This window comes from Halobacterium zhouii (genome assembly GCF_021249405.1).
GTDB classification, from domain to species: domain Archaea; phylum Halobacteriota; class Halobacteria; order Halobacteriales; family Halobacteriaceae; genus Halobacterium; species Halobacterium zhouii.
Window position 1 is genome coordinate 71041 of the sequence record NZ_CP089594.1, and the last position, 19699, is coordinate 90739.

15 protein-coding genes are annotated in these 19699 nt (G+C 68.3%); 4 read left to right on the forward strand and 11 right to left on the reverse strand.

Features of this window, described 5'->3' with window-relative positions:
- Window positions 1–19: 19 nt before the first annotated feature.
- Genes LT970_RS13390 through LT970_RS13405 form a run of 4 tightly spaced genes read right to left on the reverse strand, consistent with a single transcriptional unit; the run spans window position 20 to window position 4846 of the window.
- Entirely contained in the window at window positions 20–1279 is a 1260-nt protein-coding gene (locus LT970_RS13390; protein ID WP_232688858.1) for an ABC transporter ATP-binding protein, read from the reverse strand.
- Complete coding sequence (locus LT970_RS13395) at window positions 1276–2247, reverse strand: ABC transporter permease (RefSeq protein WP_232688859.1); 972 nt, start codon at window positions 2245–2247, stop codon at window positions 1276–1278. Before LT970_RS13395 ends, LT970_RS13390 begins: the two co-directional genes overlap by 4 nt.
- Entirely contained in the window at window positions 2240–3196 is a 957-nt protein-coding gene (locus LT970_RS13400; RefSeq protein ID WP_232688860.1) for an ABC transporter permease, read from the reverse strand. Before LT970_RS13400 ends, LT970_RS13395 begins: the two co-directional genes overlap by 8 nt.
- Window positions 3197–4846, reverse strand: coding sequence for an ABC transporter substrate-binding protein (locus LT970_RS13405; protein WP_232688861.1), 1650 nt, complete (start codon window positions 4844–4846; stop codon window positions 3197–3199).
- A gap of 128 nt (window positions 4847–4974) precedes the next feature.
- Here LT970_RS13405 and LT970_RS13410 point away from each other — a divergent pair, with 128 nt between their 5' ends.
- Complete coding sequence (locus LT970_RS13410; RefSeq protein WP_232688862.1) at window positions 4975–5670, forward strand: helix-turn-helix domain-containing protein; 696 nt, start codon at window positions 4975–4977, stop codon at window positions 5668–5670.
- A gap of 197 nt (window positions 5671–5867) precedes the next feature.
- A complete protein-coding gene (locus LT970_RS13415; protein ID WP_232688863.1) occupies window positions 5868–7127 on the forward strand; it encodes an OFA family MFS transporter in 1260 nt (419 codons plus the stop codon).
- Here the strand turns inward: LT970_RS13415 and LT970_RS13420 are convergent.
- Window positions 7110–7790, reverse strand: a complete 681-nt coding sequence (locus LT970_RS13420; RefSeq protein ID WP_232688864.1) for a DUF1028 domain-containing protein — start codon at window positions 7788–7790, stop codon at window positions 7110–7112. The genes LT970_RS13415 and LT970_RS13420 overlap by 18 nt on opposite strands.
- Window positions 7791–7877: 87 nt before the next feature.
- Between LT970_RS13420 and LT970_RS13425 the strand changes: the two genes are divergently transcribed.
- Together LT970_RS13425 and LT970_RS13430 are read left to right on the forward strand one after the other, a co-directional pair.
- Window positions 7878–9500, forward strand: a complete 1623-nt coding sequence (locus tag LT970_RS13425) for a gamma-glutamyltransferase family protein (RefSeq protein ID WP_232688865.1) — start codon at window positions 7878–7880, stop codon at window positions 9498–9500.
- Between the two features lie 96 nt (window positions 9501–9596).
- The gene (locus tag LT970_RS13430; RefSeq protein WP_232688866.1) at window positions 9597–10778 is read left to right on the forward strand and encodes a thiolase family protein; all 1182 of its coding nucleotides are present in this window, start codon (window positions 9597–9599) and stop codon (window positions 10776–10778) included.
- Between the two features lie 88 nt (window positions 10779–10866).
- On the opposite strand, the gene LT970_RS13435 is transcribed toward LT970_RS13430, so the two are convergent.
- The 6 genes from LT970_RS13435 to LT970_RS13460 all read right to left on the reverse strand — a co-directional run bounded on the left by LT970_RS13435 (window position 10867) and on the right by LT970_RS13460 (window position 19596).
- A complete protein-coding gene (locus LT970_RS13435) occupies window positions 10867–13233 on the reverse strand; it encodes a copper-translocating P-type ATPase (RefSeq protein ID WP_432419617.1) in 2367 nt (788 codons plus the stop codon).
- Window positions 13234–13324: 91 nt separating this feature from the next.
- Window positions 13325–13960 carry an SDR family oxidoreductase gene (locus tag LT970_RS13440; RefSeq protein ID WP_232688867.1) on the reverse strand — a complete coding sequence of 212 codons (636 nt, stop codon included), beginning with the start codon at window positions 13958–13960 and terminating at the stop codon, window positions 13325–13327.
- 147 nt (window positions 13961–14107) lie between these two features.
- The gene (locus LT970_RS13445) at window positions 14108–15040 is read right to left on the reverse strand and encodes a formate/nitrite transporter family protein (protein ID WP_232688868.1); all 933 of its coding nucleotides are present in this window, start codon (window positions 15038–15040) and stop codon (window positions 14108–14110) included.
- Between the two features lie 183 nt (window positions 15041–15223).
- On the reverse strand, window positions 15224–16693 hold the full coding sequence (locus tag LT970_RS13450) for a flippase (RefSeq protein WP_232688869.1): 1470 nt from the start codon (window positions 16691–16693) through the stop codon (window positions 15224–15226).
- Between the two features lie 22 nt (window positions 16694–16715).
- A complete protein-coding gene (locus LT970_RS13455) occupies window positions 16716–18659 on the reverse strand; it encodes a hypothetical protein (protein WP_232688870.1) in 1944 nt (647 codons plus the stop codon).
- Window positions 18649–19596, reverse strand: coding sequence for a glycosyltransferase family 4 protein (locus LT970_RS13460; RefSeq protein WP_232688871.1), 948 nt, complete (start codon window positions 19594–19596; stop codon window positions 18649–18651). Before LT970_RS13460 ends, LT970_RS13455 begins: the two co-directional genes overlap by 11 nt.
- Between the last annotated feature and the right edge of the window lie 103 nt (window positions 19597–19699).

The window sequence follows — 19699 nt, forward strand, 5'->3', positions numbered from 1 at the left end:
ATCCCTGCCAGTTGGTGCCTCACAGCTGGTCCTCCTCGGGGCCGCGGCGGAGACACGCCGCCTCGTGGCCGCCCCCGTCGCCGACCTCGCGGAAGTCGGGTTCGCGCTCGTAGCACTCCCGGTCGGCCTCCGGACACCGCGGCGCGAAGTGACACGCGTAGTCGACGTCCACGAGGTCCGGGACGTTCCCCGGAATCGGCTCGAGTTCGTCGGTCGGCGCCTCCAGTTTCGGCGTGCTCGCGATGAGCCCCTGCGTGTAGGGGTGCTGGGGGTTCGCGAACAGTTCGCGGGCGTCCGCGCGCTCCACAATCTCTCCCGCGTACATCACGTTCACGACGTCGCACGTCTCCGCGACGACCGCGAGGTCGTGCGTGATGAGCAGGATCGACGTGTCGAAGGCCTCCTTCAGGCCCGCGAGTTCGTCCAGGATCTGGGCCTGGATGGTGACGTCGAGGGCCGTCGTCGGTTCGTCTGCCACCAGCAGGTCCGGTTCGCAGGACAGCGCCATCGCTATCATCGCGCGCTGGCGCATCCCGCCGGAGAACTCGTGGGGGTACTCCTCGGCGCGGCGTTCGGGCTCCGGAATCTCGACGGCCTCCAGCATCTCGATGGCCCGCTGCCACGCGTCCGAGTTCTTCGCCGCACCCAGGAGCTTTCGCTTGAACTCCGCGCCGAGGCTCACGGACTCTCCGACGTCCTGGTGGAGCCGCACCGTTTCGGCGATCTGTTCGCCGACGCTGAGCGTCGGGTTCAGGGAGTTCATCGGGTCCTGAAACACCATCGCGAGGCTCCCGCCGCGGATGTGTTGCATCGCCGCCTCGTCGGCGCGGCGCAGGTCCACGTAGCCGCTCTCGACTTCCACGTCGTCCCCGACCGCTGCTGGGTGATTGCTCGCGACATCTCCGGCCGCGCCGGCACCGTCGGTCGCACGCGAATCGTCCCGAACGTCCGGCGCAACGTTGACGTCCTCCACGACGACGAACCCGCTCTCTACGGGGTCGTCGGGCGTGCGAACGGCGTCCGGGCATTCCCGTGCGAGCGTCTCGACGGCGTCCGCCGACCGGAACCGCACTTCGCCGCCGACGACCTCCCCGGGGTCGTCGACCAGGCCCATCGTGCTCTCCGCGAGCACGCTCTTCCCGGACCCGGACTCCCCGACGAGACCGGCGATCTCGCCGCGCCCGATGTCGAGGTCGACGCCGTCGACGGCTTCGACGACGCCGCGCGGCGTGTCGAACTGCGTTTCGAGCCCACGAGTCGACAGCAGGGGGTCACTCATCGCTCCTCCACCTCCCCTTCGCTCACGTCGAACACGTCTCTGAGGCCGTCACCGAACATGTTGAACGAGAGAACCGTGATCATGATCGCGAGACCGGGAATCACCGAGATCCACCACGCCCGACGGATGAACATCCTGCCGTCCGACAGCAGCAGTCCCCACGTCGGTGTCGTCGGCCGCACACCCAGGCCCAGGAAGGACAACCCAGCCTCGGCGAGGATGGCGAGCGGAATCATCAGCGTCGCCTGCACGATGAGCGGCGCCACCGCGTTCGGGAGTATCTCCCGCAGCATCATCCGCCGGTCGGTCATCCCGATGGCGCGCGCGGCCGTCACGTACTCCTCCTCGCGGATCGACAGCACCTCGCCGCGCACGAGGCGCGCGAAGTCGTCGATGTACGCGATGCCGATCGCGATGATGACGTTTTCCACCCCGAGTCCGCCCATCACGGCGATGATGCCGATGCCGAGGATGAGTTCGGGGAACGCCCACTGGAAGTCGACGTACCGCATGATGACCGAGTCCACCCACCCGCCGTAGAACCCGGCGAGCAGTCCGAGCGTGGTGCCGACGGTGAACGCGACGGCCACCGTCGCGAGCGCCACGCCGAGACTCACGCGCGCCCCGAACACGACGCGACTGAGGATGTCGTGCCCGTACGAGTCGGTGCCCAGCACGTGGAGCACGCGCTCGGTCTGGGGGTCTGCGTCGAAGTTGCCGACGGAGTGGCTCATCGGCTCTTTCATCAGCGAGTACGTCGCGCCCGGGTCGTAGGGCGCCACCAGCGGCGCGAACACGGCCGTCAACACGAACACCGCGACGACGACGGCGCCGACCAACGCCATCTTGTCCGCGAGGATGCCGTCGACGATCTTCCGCCACGTCGGCGTGTACTCCTCGACGAACTCGTCTTCCTGGTACTCCTGGGGAACCGGCGGCGTGTCGCTCTCTGTTTGCTCGTCACTCATTGGTCTCTCCCACGCGGATGCGCGGGTCGATGACGGTGTACGTCAGGTCGACGACGAGGTTCGTGAACACCATCACCGCCGCGACCAGGAAGATGGTGACCTGCACCACCGGGTAGTTCCGGTCGAGCATGGAGTTCACGAGGAGGCGACCCAGGCCCTTGATGCCGAACACGATCTCGACGGTGACGCTCCCGATGAGGATGAGCGCGAGCTGGATGCCCGCCACCGTCACGACGGGGATGAGCGCGTTCTGAAGCGCGTGCTTGTACAGGCGCACTCGGCTTCCGACGCCCTTCGCGCGCGCCGTCTTCATGTACGGCTCGTTCAACACCTCGAGGAGGCTCGACCGCATCATCCGCATCACCGCCGCGGCGTACGGTAATCCGACCGCTATCGCGGGGAGGATGATGCTCTTGAACCACGGCACCACTCCCTCCCTCAGGGGCGTGTACCCCACGATCGGGAGCCAGTCGAGGTGGACGCCGAACACGATCGCGAGCACGATGCCCGTGAAGAACGCCGGCATCGAGATGCCCAGGAACGCCGCCGTGGTGGCGGCGTGGTCCACGGGTTCGTGTTTCCTCGTCGCGCTCAGGATGCCCGTGGCGATGGCCACCGTGAGTCCGATGACGATGGCGACCACCGCGATGGAGAGCGTGCGCGGGTACGCCGCGCTGACGAGTTCTCCGACGGACTGCTGGCTCGTGATGGACGTCCCGAAGTCGCCCGTGAACAACCCCATCATCCAGTCGACGTACTGGACGTACAGCGGCTGAGCCAGGCCGAGTTTCTTGCGGAGCGCGGAGACCGCTTGCGGCGTAGCCTCCTGTCCGAGCATCGTTCGCACGGGACCGCCCGGGATGAGCCGGAGCCCGAAGAACACCGTCGTCGCCACCAGCCACATGATGAACACGGCGTGAGCGACGCGCTTTGCGATGTATCGCCGCATCTATTCGTCCAACCAGACCTGGTGGAAGTTCCGCAGGAAGGGGATGTGCGTGAACCCCTTCACGGAGTCGTTCTTTCCGGCGATGTCGTCCTGGTGCATTAGGTACGCGTGCGGGACCTCCTCGATGAGGCGGTCCTCGATGCGCTGGAGCGTCTCTGCGCGCTTCTCGCGGTCGAGTTCGCGGCGCTGCTCTTCGAGCCAGTTGTGAACGTCCTGGTCCTGGTAGTCCACCCAGTTCCACACGCCGTCCTTGCTCGGAAGCCGGTAGAAGTTGTACAGCGACTGGTCCGGGTCGGGGTCGCCGACGCTCCCGGAGATGGTGGCGTCGTAGTTGCCCTTCTGGTAGCGGTTCCAGTACGTCGAGGAGGTCACCTGCTCGATGGTCACGTCGAGCCCGGCGGCGTTGAGCTGCTGACGCAGCGCCTTCGCGCTCCGGAGACTGCTCGAGGTAGTGAGGATGCTGAAACTCGCGCTCGATGCGCCGGCTTCTTCGAGGAGGCGCTTGCCCTCTTTGCGGTCGTAGGCCTGCGTGTCCGGCTTGTCCTCGCGGTACACCCAGTTGGTCCCCTTGTTGATGGGGCCGCGCGCGACCGTCGCGTTCCCGAAGAACGCGGTGTCGATGTACGCCTGATTGTCGATGACCTTCGCGATTCCCTTCCGGACCTTCACGTCGCCGAACGGCTCGCGGCGCTGGTTCATCGCGAATCCGTACCAGTTGATACCGGGCGCGCGCAGCGCGTTCACGCCGCTCGCGGAGTCGACCTGACTGACGTTCTGGAGCGGCACGAGGTTCGCGAAGTCGATGTCGCCGGACTGGAGCGCGCTCACCAGCGTCGCCGCCTCCGGAATGGGTTTGATGTCGATGCCGTCGAGGTACGGGAGGCTCTTGCCGTTCTCGTCGGTGCCGAAGTAGTCGTCGAAGGCGTCGAGTTTCAGTTTGCTCCCGATGGAGTGGCTGGCGACCTCGAACGGTCCCGTTCCGACGGGCGTGATGCCGTACTGGTCGGCACCCATCTTCTCGATGGCTTCCTTGCAGACGATGGTGGCAGCCCGGCCGGGTCCGCGCGTGAGGTAGACGAGTGCGGGCGCCATCGCGTGCGTGAAGTTCAGCGTGACCGTGTAGTCGTCGGGCGTCTCGACGCCGCCGTCGTCGATAGGCTGGAGCGACGAGAGCTTGCTCGCGGCGGGCGTATCCTGCTTGATGGTGCGCCTGAGCGTGTACTCCACGTCCGCGGACGTGAACTCCGTGCCGTTGTGGAACTTCACGCCCTCGCGGAGGTCGAAGGTGATGGTCTTCCCGTTGTTCTTGACGGTCCAGTCCTTCGCGAGGTCGCCCCGGATCGTGAGGTCCTTCTCGAGGGTGACGAGCCCGCTGAACACGTTCGCGGCCACCTGAAAGTACTGGCCGACGCTGATGTACGGCGGGTCGAGGACGTCGATACTCCCGGTGTACCACCCTGCCTTGAGGCGGCCGCCGCGCTTCACGCTGCCGCCCTGGCTGGTGTCGTCGGTCGAGGGTTCGTCGCCACCGCCACCGAGGCAGCCGGCAATAGATCCGAGACCGGCCGAGCCGAGCAGGGAGATGGTGGCCCGTCGTCCGATGGTGGGGCCGCTGAGTTCTTCGTCAGTTAGGTTGTCAGTATCTACCATGAGCCAACTACACACAGGTATCGACGGGAACTGTTTGGTACTGATGCCGTGTATATCCGGATACCCGCAAGTCTGGTCGCGTCCCCGCTGCACTAACTGTAAACCTCTTCGGCTCATACCCGCCCTCGATGCGGGAAGTGACACTCCGGGTCAGGCACCACGGCGAACCGGAGAGCGACGTGAGCGCGTCCCACCCCGAAGTCACGCTCCGGAGCGTCTCCTCGCTGAGTGGGAGCGCCGCCGAACGCAAGCGAATCGTAGAAATCCGGGGGTCCACGGGCCGGGTCGAGGCATTCCTCGACGAGTTCGCGAGCGCGGACCCCGTGAACGACGTGGAGTGCTTTTCCCCCCTCGAGAACGACCGCGTGTTCTTCGGCGTCACGTACGACAGCTACCAGTGGGACAGCATCGCCCAGCGACTCGCGGACCACGGCGTCCACTACCGCGTCGGCACGACGATCCAGAACGGCTGGGAACACTGGACGTTGTACCTCGACGAGACAGACGACCTGGCGACCATCGTCGCCTCCCTCGAGGACGCCGGGAACGACACCGAACTCGTCCGGGACATCTCCCTAGACGAACTGACCACGGAGAAACACCTCGCCCGGTCGCGCATGCTCGACGACCTCACGAACCGCCAGCGGGAGGTCCTCGCCACCGCCACGAACGTCGGATACTACGACGAGGGGTCGGACGTGAACGTGGAGGACATTGCCGACGAGGTTGGACTTGCCCAGACGACGACGTGGGAACACCTCACGCGTGCAGAGGAGAAAGTGATGGCGGAGGTCGGCGACTACCTCGCCTCACGCGGCCGGTGAGCGGACGGTAGTCGCCTCCTGCGCCGAATTCGTTCTCGCGCGGAAAGTGGATGACAGACCGACGGCTGACGGCCGCGTTCCCGAGTACGGGCGTCATACAGTTCGGTCCGTCGCCGGATATAATCGGGTCAGGGTCCATGTTCGGGGAGTGTCCTGCTGGAGACGATGACAGCTACGCCGCTCTACGGTGATCACAGATGAGTGAGGGTGGTGACGTCGACCACGCCGCCCGCGCGAAGGACGCACTCGGGTTCTCTCGGTGGTGGCTCGTGCTCGCGGCCGCCGGCATGATGGCGGTCGTCGGCCCCTACCAGTACGTCTGGAGCAGTCTCCGCGACCCCGTCGCGCGCCAGCTCGGCATCCAGAGCGCCGCGCTCTCTACGGTGTTCACGCTGTTCGTCGTCGTGCAGGCGGGGAGTCAGTTCCCGGTCGGGTGGTGGCGGGACCGCCACGGTCCACGCTCTATCAGCGTCATCGCGGCGTTCCTCGCGGGCGGCGGCTACGTCGGCCTGTCGCTCGCGCAGTCGGTCTGGCAGATCTACCTGGCGTACTCGCTTGGCGCGCTCGGCGTCGGCATCGTCTACACGATCGCGGTCAACACCGCACTCAAGTGGTTCCCGGACCGCCGCGGTCTCACCGCCGGCGTCGGCACGATGGCGTTCGCCGGCGGGAGCGCCGCGCTCGTGCCGTACGTCCGCGCGAACACCGGACCTGGACTGCCCGACTCCGCGTACGTTGACGTCCTCCAGCACGTCGGCGCGCTCATCTTCGTGGTCGTCCTCGTCGGCGCACTCGTCCTCCGCGACCCCCCGCAGGACTGGCTACACGACGGGGACAGCGTGGACCACGTGGGCACCCAGTTCACGTGGAAGGAGATGCTTCGAACGTGGCCGTTCTGGCTGATGTACGCGATGTTCGTCGCGGTCTCCGGCGCCGGCCTGATGCTCACCGGGAAGGTCGTCTCGTACGCCGACCACGCCGGACTCGCCGCCGGCATCGCCACCGCGGCGGCCACGCTTCTCCCGCTCGCGGGCGGTATTGGCCGCCTCGTGCTCGGCGCCGCGAGCGACCACGTCGACCGCACGAACGCGATGGGCGGCACGTTCCTCGTGCTCGGCATCGCGCTGTTCGGGGTCGTCTACTTCGGCGTCCGTGGCGCGGGCGCGGCGTTCGTGGCCGCGGTCGTCGCCGCGACGTTCTTCTGGAGCCCCCAGTACACGCTGTTCCCGAGCGTCGTCGGCGACTACTACGGCGAGAAACACTCCAGTGCGAACTACGCGTTGCTGTACTCCGGAAAGATGTGGGGTGGCGTCTTCGGCGGCACCGTCACGGGCGCGCTGGTCGTCAGCCTCGGCTGGAACCAGACGTTCCTCGTCGGCGGCGCGCTCGCCGTCCTCTCCGGCGCCGCCGCGTTCCTCCTCGAGGAGCCGACGCCGCCGTCAGTCGAAAATCCGTGACTTCTTCTCCTCGGTGAACTCGCCGCTGGCCGCCTCCGCGGCCTCGTACACCCGCCGCAGTTCCTCGATGGGGGCGTCGTGTTCGTCCACGCGGAGGTCGTGGTAAACGGTCGTTTCCGGGGCCTTGACGGTGACCGCCGCCGACGTGTGCCCTCGTTTGTCTCCACCCGCGTCCCGGCCGGCGGCGAGCGCGTCCACGAGTCGGGGCACGAGGTCTGCGTCCGGAACGGGGTCGTTCGACGCGGCCGCCGCCGAACCGAGGAACTTGTCGACGGCGACCTCGAGCGTGTCGCCGTTCGCCAGCATGTTCCCCGCCGCGGTCACGCCCTCGTCCTCGCGGACGACGTGGCCACACCACGATTCGCAGCCGTCGCCGGTGAACGCGTACGCGTCCCCGCGGTCGTCGACGCCGTGGAGTTGCCGGAGTTCGGCGTTCTCGTCCCGGGAGAGCACGCCGTCGAGGGCGTCCGTGACCGCGAGGTCGTCGAGCAACTCGATTCCGCGCCGACCGAGGCGCACGTTCACGAAACTCTGCGTGCTGACCGCGCCGCGGTGGCTGACGTACGGCGCGAGCGCACCGACCGCCGGCGCGTCGGTGCTGACGGCGACGCCGAACGCCGGGCCGTCGGGTGTCTCCGCGCGAACGCACAGTGAGAACGTCATGGTCGAGGGTTCGGCGGCAACGGCAAAGAGCCCCGCGCGAACATATCCGGTGCTGGTTTTTCCATCGGTAGCTCCCTCCACCCGGATATGCAGGCACCGGACCTCGACCGGTTCTCGTCGCGCCGCTCTACCGTCTACGGGCAGCGCGGCGTCGTCGCGACCAGCCAACCACTCGCCGCGCAGGCCGGCATCTCCGTGCTCGAAGACGGCGGCAACGCCTTCGACGCCGCCGTCGCGACGGCTGCGGCGCTGAACGTCGTCGAACCCACGTCCACCGGGCTCGGCGGCGACGTGTTCGCGTGCTACCGGACCGCCGACGGCGACGTCGGCGCGATGCGGTCGTGTGGTCCCGCTCCCGCCGACGCCACCATCGAGAACGTCCGCGAGGCCGTCGCCGACGACCAGGACGTCGCCCCCGAGAACGCCGAGATGCCGGATACCGGCCCCCACACTGTCACCGTCCCAGGCACCGCGCGCGGCTGGGAGGCGACCGTCGAGCGACTCGGCACCCAGGACCTCGGCGAACTCCTCCAGCCCGCCATCCGGTACGCGACCGACGGCTACCCGGTGACGGAGGGAATCGCGTCGGCGTGGGACCACGGCGAGGAACTGTTCGAGGACGACAACGCCCGCGACGCCTACCTCTTCGACGGTGCGTCGCCCGACGTCGGCCAGGAAGTGACGCTCCCGAAGCTCGGGCGCACGCTCCAGCGGATCGCCGACGAGGGGGCGGACGTCGTCTACGAGGGTGATGTCGCCGACGCCATCGCCTCGGAGGTCCAGTCCCACGGTGGTTTCCTCACCACCGAGGACCTCGCCGACTTCGAACCGGAGTTCCTCGACCCCGTCTCCACGACGTACAACGGCGCCGAGGTGTACGAACTCCCGCCGAACAACCAGGGGCTGGTGGCCCTCGAGGCGCTCAACGTCGCCGCGGAACTCGGCGCCGGTGAACACCCGCTGGGCTCGCCCGACAGCACTCACTACTTTGCGGAGGCGATGAAACTCGCGTTCCACGACGGCCACCATTACATCACCGACCCCGAATTCGAGGACCACCCGCCGCTGGCCTCGAAGGAGTGGGCCGCCGAACGCGCCGGTGCAGTGGGTGACACCTGCAACGACGGCGTCTCGTTCGGCGTGCCGGGCGCGAACGCCGAGGACGCCGACACCGTCCTGCTCTGCGTGGCCGACGACGAGGGCAACGTCGTCTCCTTCATCAACTCCCGGTTCGCGGGCTTCGGCTCCGGGCTGGTCGCCGGCGACACCGGCATCGCGCTCCAGAACCGCGGGTCGTCGTTCTCGCTCGACCCGGACCACCCGAACTCTCTGGAACCTGGAAAGCGCCCGTTCCACACACTGATTCCCGCCGTCGCGAAACTCGGCGAGGACGACTGGGCGGCGTTCGGCGTGATGGGCGGCTACATGCAGCCACAGGGTCACGTTCAGGTGGTCTCGAATCTGGTCGACCACGACCTGCCGCTGCAGGCCGCCCTCGACCAGGCGCGGTGGCGCTACCGCGAGGACGGTTCGCTCGCGGTCGAATCCTCCTTCGACTCCCACACCGCCGCGAAACTCGCCAGACGGGACCACGATGTCGCGCTCCTCCCGAGTGACCTGTTCGGGGGCGCACAGATCGCCCGCAACCAGCAGGGAACCCTGTCGGCCGCCACCGAGCCCCGGAAGGACGGCAACGCGCAGGGGTACTGAGAAGCCGGTCGGTTTCACGCCCAAACACAGACACTGGTTCCCCCGGCTGCTCGCGACGACCCGAACGGTCAAGATTCCGCGCGCGAACGTCGAACTGTGCACGAAGCGTACATCGTCGACGCGGTTCGGACGCCGTTCGGGAAGAACGGCGGCTCGTTCCGCGACACCCACCCCCAGGACCTCGCCGCGGCGCCGCTCTCGGCGCTCGAAGCCCGAAACGACTTCACGGGGAGCGAGCACGCCGAGGACGTCGTCTACGGCTGCGTCGGCCCGGTCGGCGAGCAGGGGACGAACATCGGGCGCATTGCGCCGATGGTCGCCGGGTGGGGCGAGGGAGTCCCCGGCGTCCAACTCAACCGCATGTGCGGGTCCGGCCAGCAGGCAGTCAACTTCGCCGCGGGCCAGATACGCGGCGGGATGCACGACGTGCTCGTCGCTGGCGGCGTCGAGCACATGACTCGCGTTCCCCTGGGCGCGGACTCGGCCGCCGAGGGGAACACGTACGCCGACCCGGACGTCGTGACGGACACGTACTTCGAGGAGTTCGCGGAACTCACCACGCAGGGCGAGGGCGCCGAGCGAATCGCCGACGAGTGGGGGTTGTCACGGCGCGAACTCGACGAGATAGCGGTGGACTCCCAGTCTCGCTGGCAGGCGGCCGCCGAACGCGGCAAACACGACGACCACGTCGTCCCCGTGGAGACCACCCTCGACGGTGAGTCGGTCGTCGTCGACCAGGACGAACACCCGCGACCCGGCACGGACACGGAGACGCTCGGAGACCTGCCGCTCGTGTTCCGCGAGGCGGGCGAGGGCGTGGTGCACGCGGGCAACGCTTCGGGCATCGTCGACGGCGCGGCGGCGACGCTCGTCGCGTCCGGCGACGCCTGCGCGGAACACGGCTGGGAGCCGATGGCGCGCATCGTCGACTCCCACGTCGTCGGCGTCGACCCGACGACGATGCTCACCGGCCCGATTCCAGCGACCGAGGAACTGCTCGAGCAGAACGACCTCGACGTCTCCGACGTCGACCGCTTCGAGGTGAACGAGGCGTTCGCGTCCGTGGTTGCCGCGTGGCTCGCGGAAACCGGTGCGGACTGGGAGCGAACGAACGTCTGGGGCGGCGCCATCGCGCACGGTCATCCGCTCGGCGCGACGGGCGCGGCGCTCCTCGGGAAACTCCCCTACCAGTTGGCCGACTGCGGCGGCCGGTACGGTGTCTGTACGATGTGCATCGGCTTCGGGCAGGGCATCGCCACGCTCGTCGAGCGCGTCTGAACGCCGCACTCGTCCCGCGCCGCGGTGGCCCGACAGTCGCCCCGGCGCTCACGTCAGCGCTCGCGGGACCACTGTCGCCACAGTCCCGTCAGTCCGCTGGCTGTGCGCTCCGCGGTGCGGACGCGCCGGGGAGGCCGGACAGGTCGAGGTCGACCCGGCGGAGAAACTGGGCGTTGACGGCGACGATGACCGTCGACAGCGACATCAGGAGCGCGCCGACCGCGGGCGAGAGCAGGATGCCGATGGGGGCGAGCACGCCCGCGGCGAGCGGAATCGCGAAGACGTTGTACCCGGCCGCCCACACGATGTTCTCCTGCATCTTCCGGTAGCTCGCCTTGCTCAGTTTCACGAGTCGCACGACGTCCATCGGGTTGTTCTGGACGAGAATCACGTCGGCCGACTGGACGGCGACGTCGGTGCCGCTCCCGATGGCAATCCCAACGTCGGCCCGCGTCAGCGCCGGCGCGTCGTTGACGCCGTCGCCGACCATCGCGACGAGTTTCCCCTGGTCCTGGAGTTCCTGGACCTTCTCGTCCTTGTCCTCGGGCAGCACCTCGGCGAAGACCGTGTCGATGCCCAGTTCGTCGGCCACCGCGTCGGCAACGTCCTGGGAATCGCCGGTCAGCATCGCCACTTCGATGCCGAGTTCGTGGAGCGCGTCGACGACCCGGTAGCTCTCCTCGCGGATCACGTCCGCCATGGCGAAAGCGGCTATCAGTTGACCGTCGCGGACGAGGTACACGACCGTTCGTGCGTTCTCACCGGCCTCTTCGGCGAAGGTCTGGAGCGCAGACGGAACGTCACTGTCGAGGTGATTCAGGAGGTTCGGGCCACCGACGTATATCTCGTCATCGTCGACCATCGCCCGGACGCCCCGCCCCTTCATCGCCTCGAAGCCATCAGCATCGGGCGCGTCGATTCCCCGCTCGTGGGCGGCCTCGCGGATCGCCCGCGCTATAATGTGCTCGGAATCGCTCTCGACGGCGGCGGCCAGCGCCAGGGCCTCGTCTTCGTTGACCCCGTCGACGGTCGCCGTGCCGACCACGCCGTGTTCGCCTTCGGTGAGCGTCCCGGTCTTGTCGAAGATGATCGCGTCGAGATTCCGTGCCTCCTCCATGGCAATCCGGTCTCGAACGAGCATGCCGTTCCGGGCCGCGAGCGACGTGTTGATCGCGACGACGAGCGGGATAGCGAGCCCGAGTGCGTGGGGGCACGCTATAACCAGAACGGTCACGACGCGCTCGATCACCTCTGCATCGAACGAGACCGCGAGAGTCCACGCGATAGCGGTCACGGCTGCCGCCCCCACGGCGACGTAGAACAGCCAGCCTGCGGCGCGGTCGGCGAGGACCTGCGTCTTCGACTTGCTTTCTTGGGCCTCCTCGACCAGGCGCATAATACCCGCCAGCGTCGTCTCGTCGCCAGTGGCGCCGATTCGAACACGGAGACTCCCGTCGCCGTTGACAGTGCCACCGATGACCTCGTCGGTAGGCTCCTTCGAGACGGGTCTGGACTCGCCGGTGATCATCGACTCGTCCAGGTCGGAGTCACCTTCCTCGACAACGCCGTCGGCCGGGACGCTCGCGCCGGGCCGAACGAGGACGAGATCGCCCTCCGACAACTCGCCCACCGGCACTTCCTCGGTCTCGCCACCGTCGGTTATTCGCTCTGCCGTGTCGGGCATGAGCTTTGCCAGTTCGTCGAGCGCGCTCGACGCTCGGCGCACGGAGCGCATCTCGATCCAGTGGCCCAACAGCATGATGTCGATCAACGTCACCAATTCCCAGAAGAACGCCGACTGTGTGGGGAAGACGACGCTCGCCAGACTGTAGACGAACGCGACCGTGATCGCCATCGAGATGAGTGTCATCATCCCTGGCGAGCGATCCCGTAGTTCCGGCCGAGCCATCTGAAGGAATGGGACGCCACCGTAGGCGAAGACGATTACCGCGAAGACGGGGTTTATCCACTCGCTGCCCGGGAACGCCGGCACCGTGAATCCGAGCCACCCCTGAAGGGTTTCGCTGTACAGGAGAACCGGAATCGAGAGGAGCGTCGAGACGAAGAAGCGCCGGCGGAACATCTGCTCGTGGCCCTCGTGCATTCCGCCGTGACCGTCACCGTGTTCTCCGTTGCCGCCACCGTGTTCTCCGTGGCTACTGTCGTCGTGTCTGCCGTGGCCGCTGTGCCCGTCGTTGTCGCGATGCACCGGGTGCCGGTCGTGCCTACCGGCCTCGTGGTTGGTGTCCTCGGCCGCTGATTCGAGCATCGACTGCTCGACTCGGGGTTCTTCCTCTGTTTTCCTCTCCTCGCGCTCGTCCCCCTCGTCGGCGGTCCGGTCGTGACCATTCCTGGTCCCGTGGTCGTGGCCGTTGTCGGCGCTGCTGTGGTCGCCGTGGCCCACGCGGTGGTCGGTGCCGTTCTCGTCCTCAGTGGTGTCCTCGTCCTCGGCCATGTGTCTGATTCACACAGTCGTGTACAGTCTCCGGGGTGAAAGAGTATCCCCCTGCTTCCGGAGGATTGGCGGGAGACGCTCGGAAACCGCGTCACTCCCCGAACGGGCGATCCAGGGCCGACTCCACAGGTTCGTCACCGGACAACACCTCGAACGTGCGGCCGTGCGTGCTCTCCATCTCGAGTGCGGTGACGAGCACTCTCGCCACGTCCTCGCGGGGAATGTCGCCGTCGCGCGCGTCGAGGTGCTCGCCCACGTGCACTCGGCCCGTGCCGTCCTCGTTCGTGAGTTCTCCCGGTCGCACGATGGTGTACGTGAGGTCACTCTCGCGCAGTCGCTCGTCGGCGTCGGCCTTCGCACGCAGGTACTCCCGGAGCGGTTCCGGACCGTCTTCGGGCGCGTCGGCGCCCATGGAACTCAACATCACGAACCGCTCGACGCCCTCCTCTTCGGCGGCCTCGACGAGGCGGACGGCACCGTCGCGGTCGACGCCCCAGACGTCCTCGCCGCCCGACCCGGCGGCGAACACGACAGCCTCACTCCCTTCGATCGCGTGCGAGACGTCCGCCGTCAGGTCCGCGACGACCGGGTCGCCGCCCAGCGCCTCGATGTCCTCGGTCTGGTCCTCGTCGCGGACCATGCCCCGGGCGTCGTGGCCGCGCTCCGCGAGGAAGCGCGTGACGTGCTGTCCGACCTGTCCGTGAGACCCTGCTACGAGCACTCGCATGTACGTTCCTTCGCGGTTGACGTCGGAATACTTTGTGACGAGTTGCTGGTGCGGACAGAGCGCCGAGCCGAATCAGTCGTGGCGCCCTCATCCAGTCGCGTTACTCCTGCAAGCGCCGCCACGCATCTCGGGGTGGCGCCAGTTCGGTCACGACTGTGTCTCCGGATTGTCAGTGTCGCCGCCCTGTTCTCGGCCGCCCTGGGTCGCGTGGCCGTACTTCAGCAGGCCGACGAACACCGTTCCACCGACGATGTTCCCAACGGTCGAGAGCAGGAGGAACCGGCCGAAATCCAGGACGGAGACGCCCCGGCCGCCGAAGAGGCCGAACAGCACCTCGACGGTGCCGGCGATGGAGTGCGGGAGGTGCATGTAGCCGATGACGAGCGCCACCAGCCAGACCGAGACGAGCGCACTGATGGTGCTCCGAGACGCGCTCACGAGCCACGTCAGCAGCCCCATCAGCCACCCCGCTAACGTCGCGGCCAGCAGCGTCGCCCACCACGAGAACTCGAGGAGCGGGGTCGCGAGCGTGGTGAACGCGTCCGCGGTGACGACGTCGTACGCCGGTCCCAGGAGCACGGCGAGTGCGGCGAACGCGGTGGCACCGATCAGGTTCGAACTGTAGATCAACCCCCAGACGCGGAGCAGTTCGCTCCACGACGCACTTCCGTCGAGGACGGGGATGATGGCCAGCGTCGTGTGTTCGGTGAACAGGTCCGACTGGCCGACGACCACGAAGATAAAGCCCACGGCGTACGCGCTCGACGTGATGAGGTCGAGCAGGACGGGGGACAGGCCAGTCGTCGGCGTGGCGAGTATCGCCGCCATCAGCAGCGGGCCGAAGCCGATGTCGAGGCCCGCCGACAGGCCCGAGAGGAAGATGCCGGCTCGCGGCCTGTTGAGTTCCAGAACACCGCGCTCGAGTTCCTGGGCCAGAATCTCTCGGTAGGACTTCTCGGCCCGGTCCTCGTAGGGTTCGGTCGACTGTGTCTGGTCTTCGTCCGGGGGTGTTGATTCCGGGCTGTCGCGGCCCGACGTCGACTCACTGTCGTCGGCGCCCTCCCCGCCGTCAGTTGTCATAGGACGTATACGACGCCAAACACTGAAAACCACCGGCCGGTGTCGCCAGTCACGGTAGCGCGCAACCCTCGCGCCGGGTCGGTCACCGCCGAGGACTCGGAGTCACCGTAACACGTCGATACCGCGGAGTCACCGAAGCACGCCGATGCCGTAGGGTCACCGAAGCACGCCGATGCCGTAGGGTCACCGAAGCACGCCGACGACGCGACGGACGTCGAGCAGGCCCGAGGCGGTGCCGAGCACCGCCCACGCGCCGAAGCCGACGCCGACGACGGCGAACAGCGTGAGGACGCCGGAGACGAGGGGGAGCGAGACCAGGACGACGACGGCCATCCCGACAGAGACGAGGCAGGCGACGGCGAGGTCCGTGCACAGTCGGACCCCGTCGAGGCCGAGTTCGTCGTGGATGACGCGCACGTTCGCGACCGTGTACGTCGCGTACGTCACGATGGTGGCGACGGCGGCGCCGAGCACGCCTAGCACCGGGACGAGCGCGAGCGTCAACACGAAGTTCGACACCGCCATCACCGACTTCACGACGGCCCGCGAGCGCGCCCGTCCGAGGTAGTCGAGCGTGTCGCTGGTCATCTGGTTGACGGCGTCGAGGAGCACGTAGCCCGCGAACACCTGGACGACGGGGACCGCCGGGAGGTACGCGCTCCCGAAGACGTACCGGACCATCGGCTCGGCGACGAGCACGATGCCGGAGCACGCCGGTACGTACAACAGGAGCAGGTGCCGAAGACTCTCCTGGTAGATGCTGGCGGCGCGGTCGTCGCGGCGGCCGGCGGACTGCTCGCCGATGGCGGGGCTGATGGTGAACCCGAACGCCGTCGCGGGCATCGACACGAAGTCCGCGACCTGCTTGGCGAGCGCGTAGTAGCCGACCGCGGTGACGTTGAGAAGGACGCCGACGAGGATGGCGTCGACCTTCTTGTCGAGGACGTTCGCGCCCCGGGTCGCCGTCAGCGGAACGCTGTACTCGAGGAGGCGCCGCGTGAGGTCCGCGTCCACCTCGTCGGCCGCCTCGATGTTGGCGAGCACGCGCCGCCGGAGTATCACGAGTCCGACGACAGCGGCGACCGCGAACCCGGCGACGTAGCCGACGAACGCGCCGAGCGCGCCGTAGCCCGCGAGAACGAGACCGACCGCCGCGAGGAGCTGTACGACGGCGGTGGTGACGGTGACGACGGCCTTGTAGTCGACCCGGTTGAACCCCTGGAACAGCAGACCGGTCAGGTTCGAGAACGACCGGAACGCGACGTATCCGACGCCGACGAGCAGGAACGGGGCGACCGCGGGCGTGTTCAGCCAGTTCGCCAGCGCGTCGGCGCCGACCGCGAGCGCGCCCCCGACCACGGCCACGAGCGCGACCAGGTAGCGGAGCGTCTGCCCGACGACGTGGGGGATCTGTCCTGGGTCGCGTTCGGCGTACTCGGTGACGTAGCGGGCGGCGGACTTCGGGAGGCCGAGCGTTCCGAAGACGGCGAGGACGCCGACGATGGGGAGCGCGAACTGGAGCAACCCCCATTCGGCGGGCGTGAGCAGGTAGCGCGCGAGCAACACCATCAGGCCGGCCTTCGCGCCCATCGAGACGGCCTGTCCCGCGAGCTCCGCCCGCAGGCCGCGGCTGACGCGGTCCGAGAGACTCAACGTTGCCCTCCGCGAAGGTCGGTCATCGCTGGACTCCGCGTCCTGCGACCGCTATCACCTCTGTTCTCGCTATCGTGGCCGACGCGGTTTCGTTCCCGACGGACGCCCGGGACGTGTCGCCCCCGTCCGACGCGACGAGGTAGAGGCTGTACCCGGGGTTCGACTGCACGCGGTGTATCCCGGGTGTCGTCTCCATGGAGGCGAACTCCGCCGCGGAGAACCGGAGGCCGTCGTACAGGCGGACCTCGCGCACGTGGTCGGCGGCGGTCACGGGCATGTACCGCCGGCCGTCGTAGTACTCGGTGACGTTGTGCCCGAAGACGGCGTACGGCACGGACGCCTCGTAGCCGGGGAACGACTGGGCGGTCTCCGTGGTGGTGCCGTAGTAGGCGTCGACCATCCGTCGCGGGCCGCCGCGGACGCCCGCGAACTCGACCTCCGGGTCACGGAGTTCGAACGTCGTCGCGTAGCCGTCCATCGTTCGCTCGGTGACGTGGCCGGAGCCCTGGTACATGTACGGCGATGGGTGGACGGTGGCGGCGGCGAGCGGAACGAGCACGAGGAACAGCGCGAGCACGAGCGCCCCCGCCGTCCGACGGCTGAACCGCGCGCGCACTCGGCCCGCGGCCTTCGACAGCGTCACCGCCCCGAGCGCGGTGGCGATGACCATGATAAATCCGAGATACCGGAAGTACATGTCGCCGACGCTGGCGAAGAACGTGAGCAAGAACACGCCGAGGACGGGGACGAACCCCGCGGTGAGGTAGCCGACCATCGCGGTGCGACTCGGCGCGCCGTCGAGGCGGTCGGTGCTCGCGGCGAGCATCAACACCGCGGCGAGCGCGCAGTAGACGACCGAGACGGCGAACAGTTTGAGGAACAGTGCCTCGATGCTGGTGCCGATGACCGCGAGCGACCCCGCGCGCTGGGTCACCGTTTCGGCGGCCTCGCCGCCCGCGACGACCGAGTTCAGGGTGCCGAACAGCGCGCCGGCGACCCGCTCGTTGTTGAGCACCCAGAACCCGAACGCGGCGAGTCCGAACAGAGCCTGCCCGTACACCCGGCGTTGCGCGGCGACGGCGTGGTCGAGGCCGAGTCGGCGCCCGACGAACTGGACGGCCGCGACGACCCAGAGCACGACGACGAAGTTCAGCGCCTGCTGGGGGTGGACGACGAGGACGCCCAGAGTAGTCAGCGCGAGCAGTGCGCCGACCGGCGTCGGGGAGAACCCGTCGGACTGGTCGCTCGTGAGGTACCGGAACAGCACGTAGAAGCAGACCGCGGAGAACAAGATCGCCTGACTCGTCGGGTGGACCTTCGTGTGTACGCTGATGTTGTTGATGGGCAAGAAGAGCGCCGCCGACAGCGCGCCGAACAGCACGCCCCGCCCCGGGTCGTCGGCGAGCGCCCGCACGAGGAGCGCGACGAACAGCAGGAACAGCCCCGTGAACACCGGCAGCACCACGACGGTGATGCTGGTCCGGAGCGACAGGCCGGTGAGGCGGGCGACGAACACCGACAGCGAGTGGACGCCCGGGTAGAGGAACGTGGTGGGGTCGAGGCGGCCGTCCGCGAGCATCCGCGCCCACCCGAGGTGGCTCAGGGAGTCCCCGCCGCCGTAGAAGTAGTACCCCCGGATGAGAGGGAGGGAGGCGACGGAGAGCGCCGTGAGGCCGAGCAGGAACGCGGCGAGTCGGCGCAGGAACCCCCGGCCGGCGGTCGCGGCGACGGCCGCGGTGGCCGCCGCTACGCCCGCGAGCAGCCAGAACCCGAGGGGCGTCTGGGCGTAGATGGAGAGCTCGTACGCCGCCGCCGGGGAGCTTCGGGCGACGACCACGCCGGCGGCGAGCGCGAGGAAGCCGACGGTCAACAGCACTCGCAGGCCGCGCGTGTGCGCTGCTGTGGCGTCAGTCGAGGGCTCGTGTTGTGCGGTCCCCGCCCGCATCGGCGCGCGCTCAGCGGACACGCCGGTACACCTCCCGGATCCGCTCGGCCATCGTCTCGACGGAGCACTCGCTGGCCACGACGGTACGGCCGTTCGAGCGCTCGCCGCTGCGGAGGATGCGCGCGAGGGCTGCGGTCAACTCGGCGTCGTCGTCGCCGACGAACGCCGGCGTGACGCCCTCGAGGCGCTCGCGAACGTCGCCGACGTCGGTCGCGACCACGGGCGCGTCGGCGGCGAGGGCCTCCTTCACGGCGTTGGGCGACCCCTCTCGCTTCGAGGTGAGGAGCAGCGCGTCGGCGGCGTTGTAGTAGGCGTTCATGCCGGCGTGGGAGACGCCCGTGACGGTCTGGAGTTCCACGGGCGCGTCAACCATCTCGGCGGCACGGTCGGCGACGCGGCGAGCGCGCGGGTAGTCTTTCACGTCACGGTCGGTCCCGTACGGAAACAGGACGTGGCGTCGGTCGTCGGCCCACCCGACGTCGGCGCGCGCGTTGCCCTGCTCACGTGGGTAGAACTTCTCAGTGTCGATGCCGTGGGGGATGACGAAACACGACTGGTCGAGGTCGCGCGCCATCCGCTCGCTCATCACGATGGTGGCGTCCGCGAACCTCGCACAGACGCGACTCAGACCGCTTGCGGGGCCGTAGAGGTCACTCCCCCACAGCGAGAGCACGACCGGCAGGTTCCCCGCCGCCCGCGAGGCGGCGAACGCGGCCGGCGCGGTCAGCCCGTAGTTCGCGTGGACGACGTCGAACTCGCCGCTCGCCCGGGCCAGCGCCCGCCGGCCGAAGCGTACGTAGTCGACGGGCGACCGCCGGCCCGGGGTCGGCTGTGGCACCTCGACGCTTTCGCTCTCGACGCCCTGGACGAGCAGTTCGTCGCGCTGTTCGCGGAAGAACCGCGCGGACTCGCTGGTCACGAGGTTCAGGACGCGAGGTCGGTCGCTCCGCGCCGTCACGTCACTCCGCTCGTGACGAGTCTCTCCTCGCGGAGACGTCGTCGCGGCGCTTTGCGTGCCACCGCTTCCCGTCATCCGTGTCCCCGGTCGTCGTCTCTGGGGC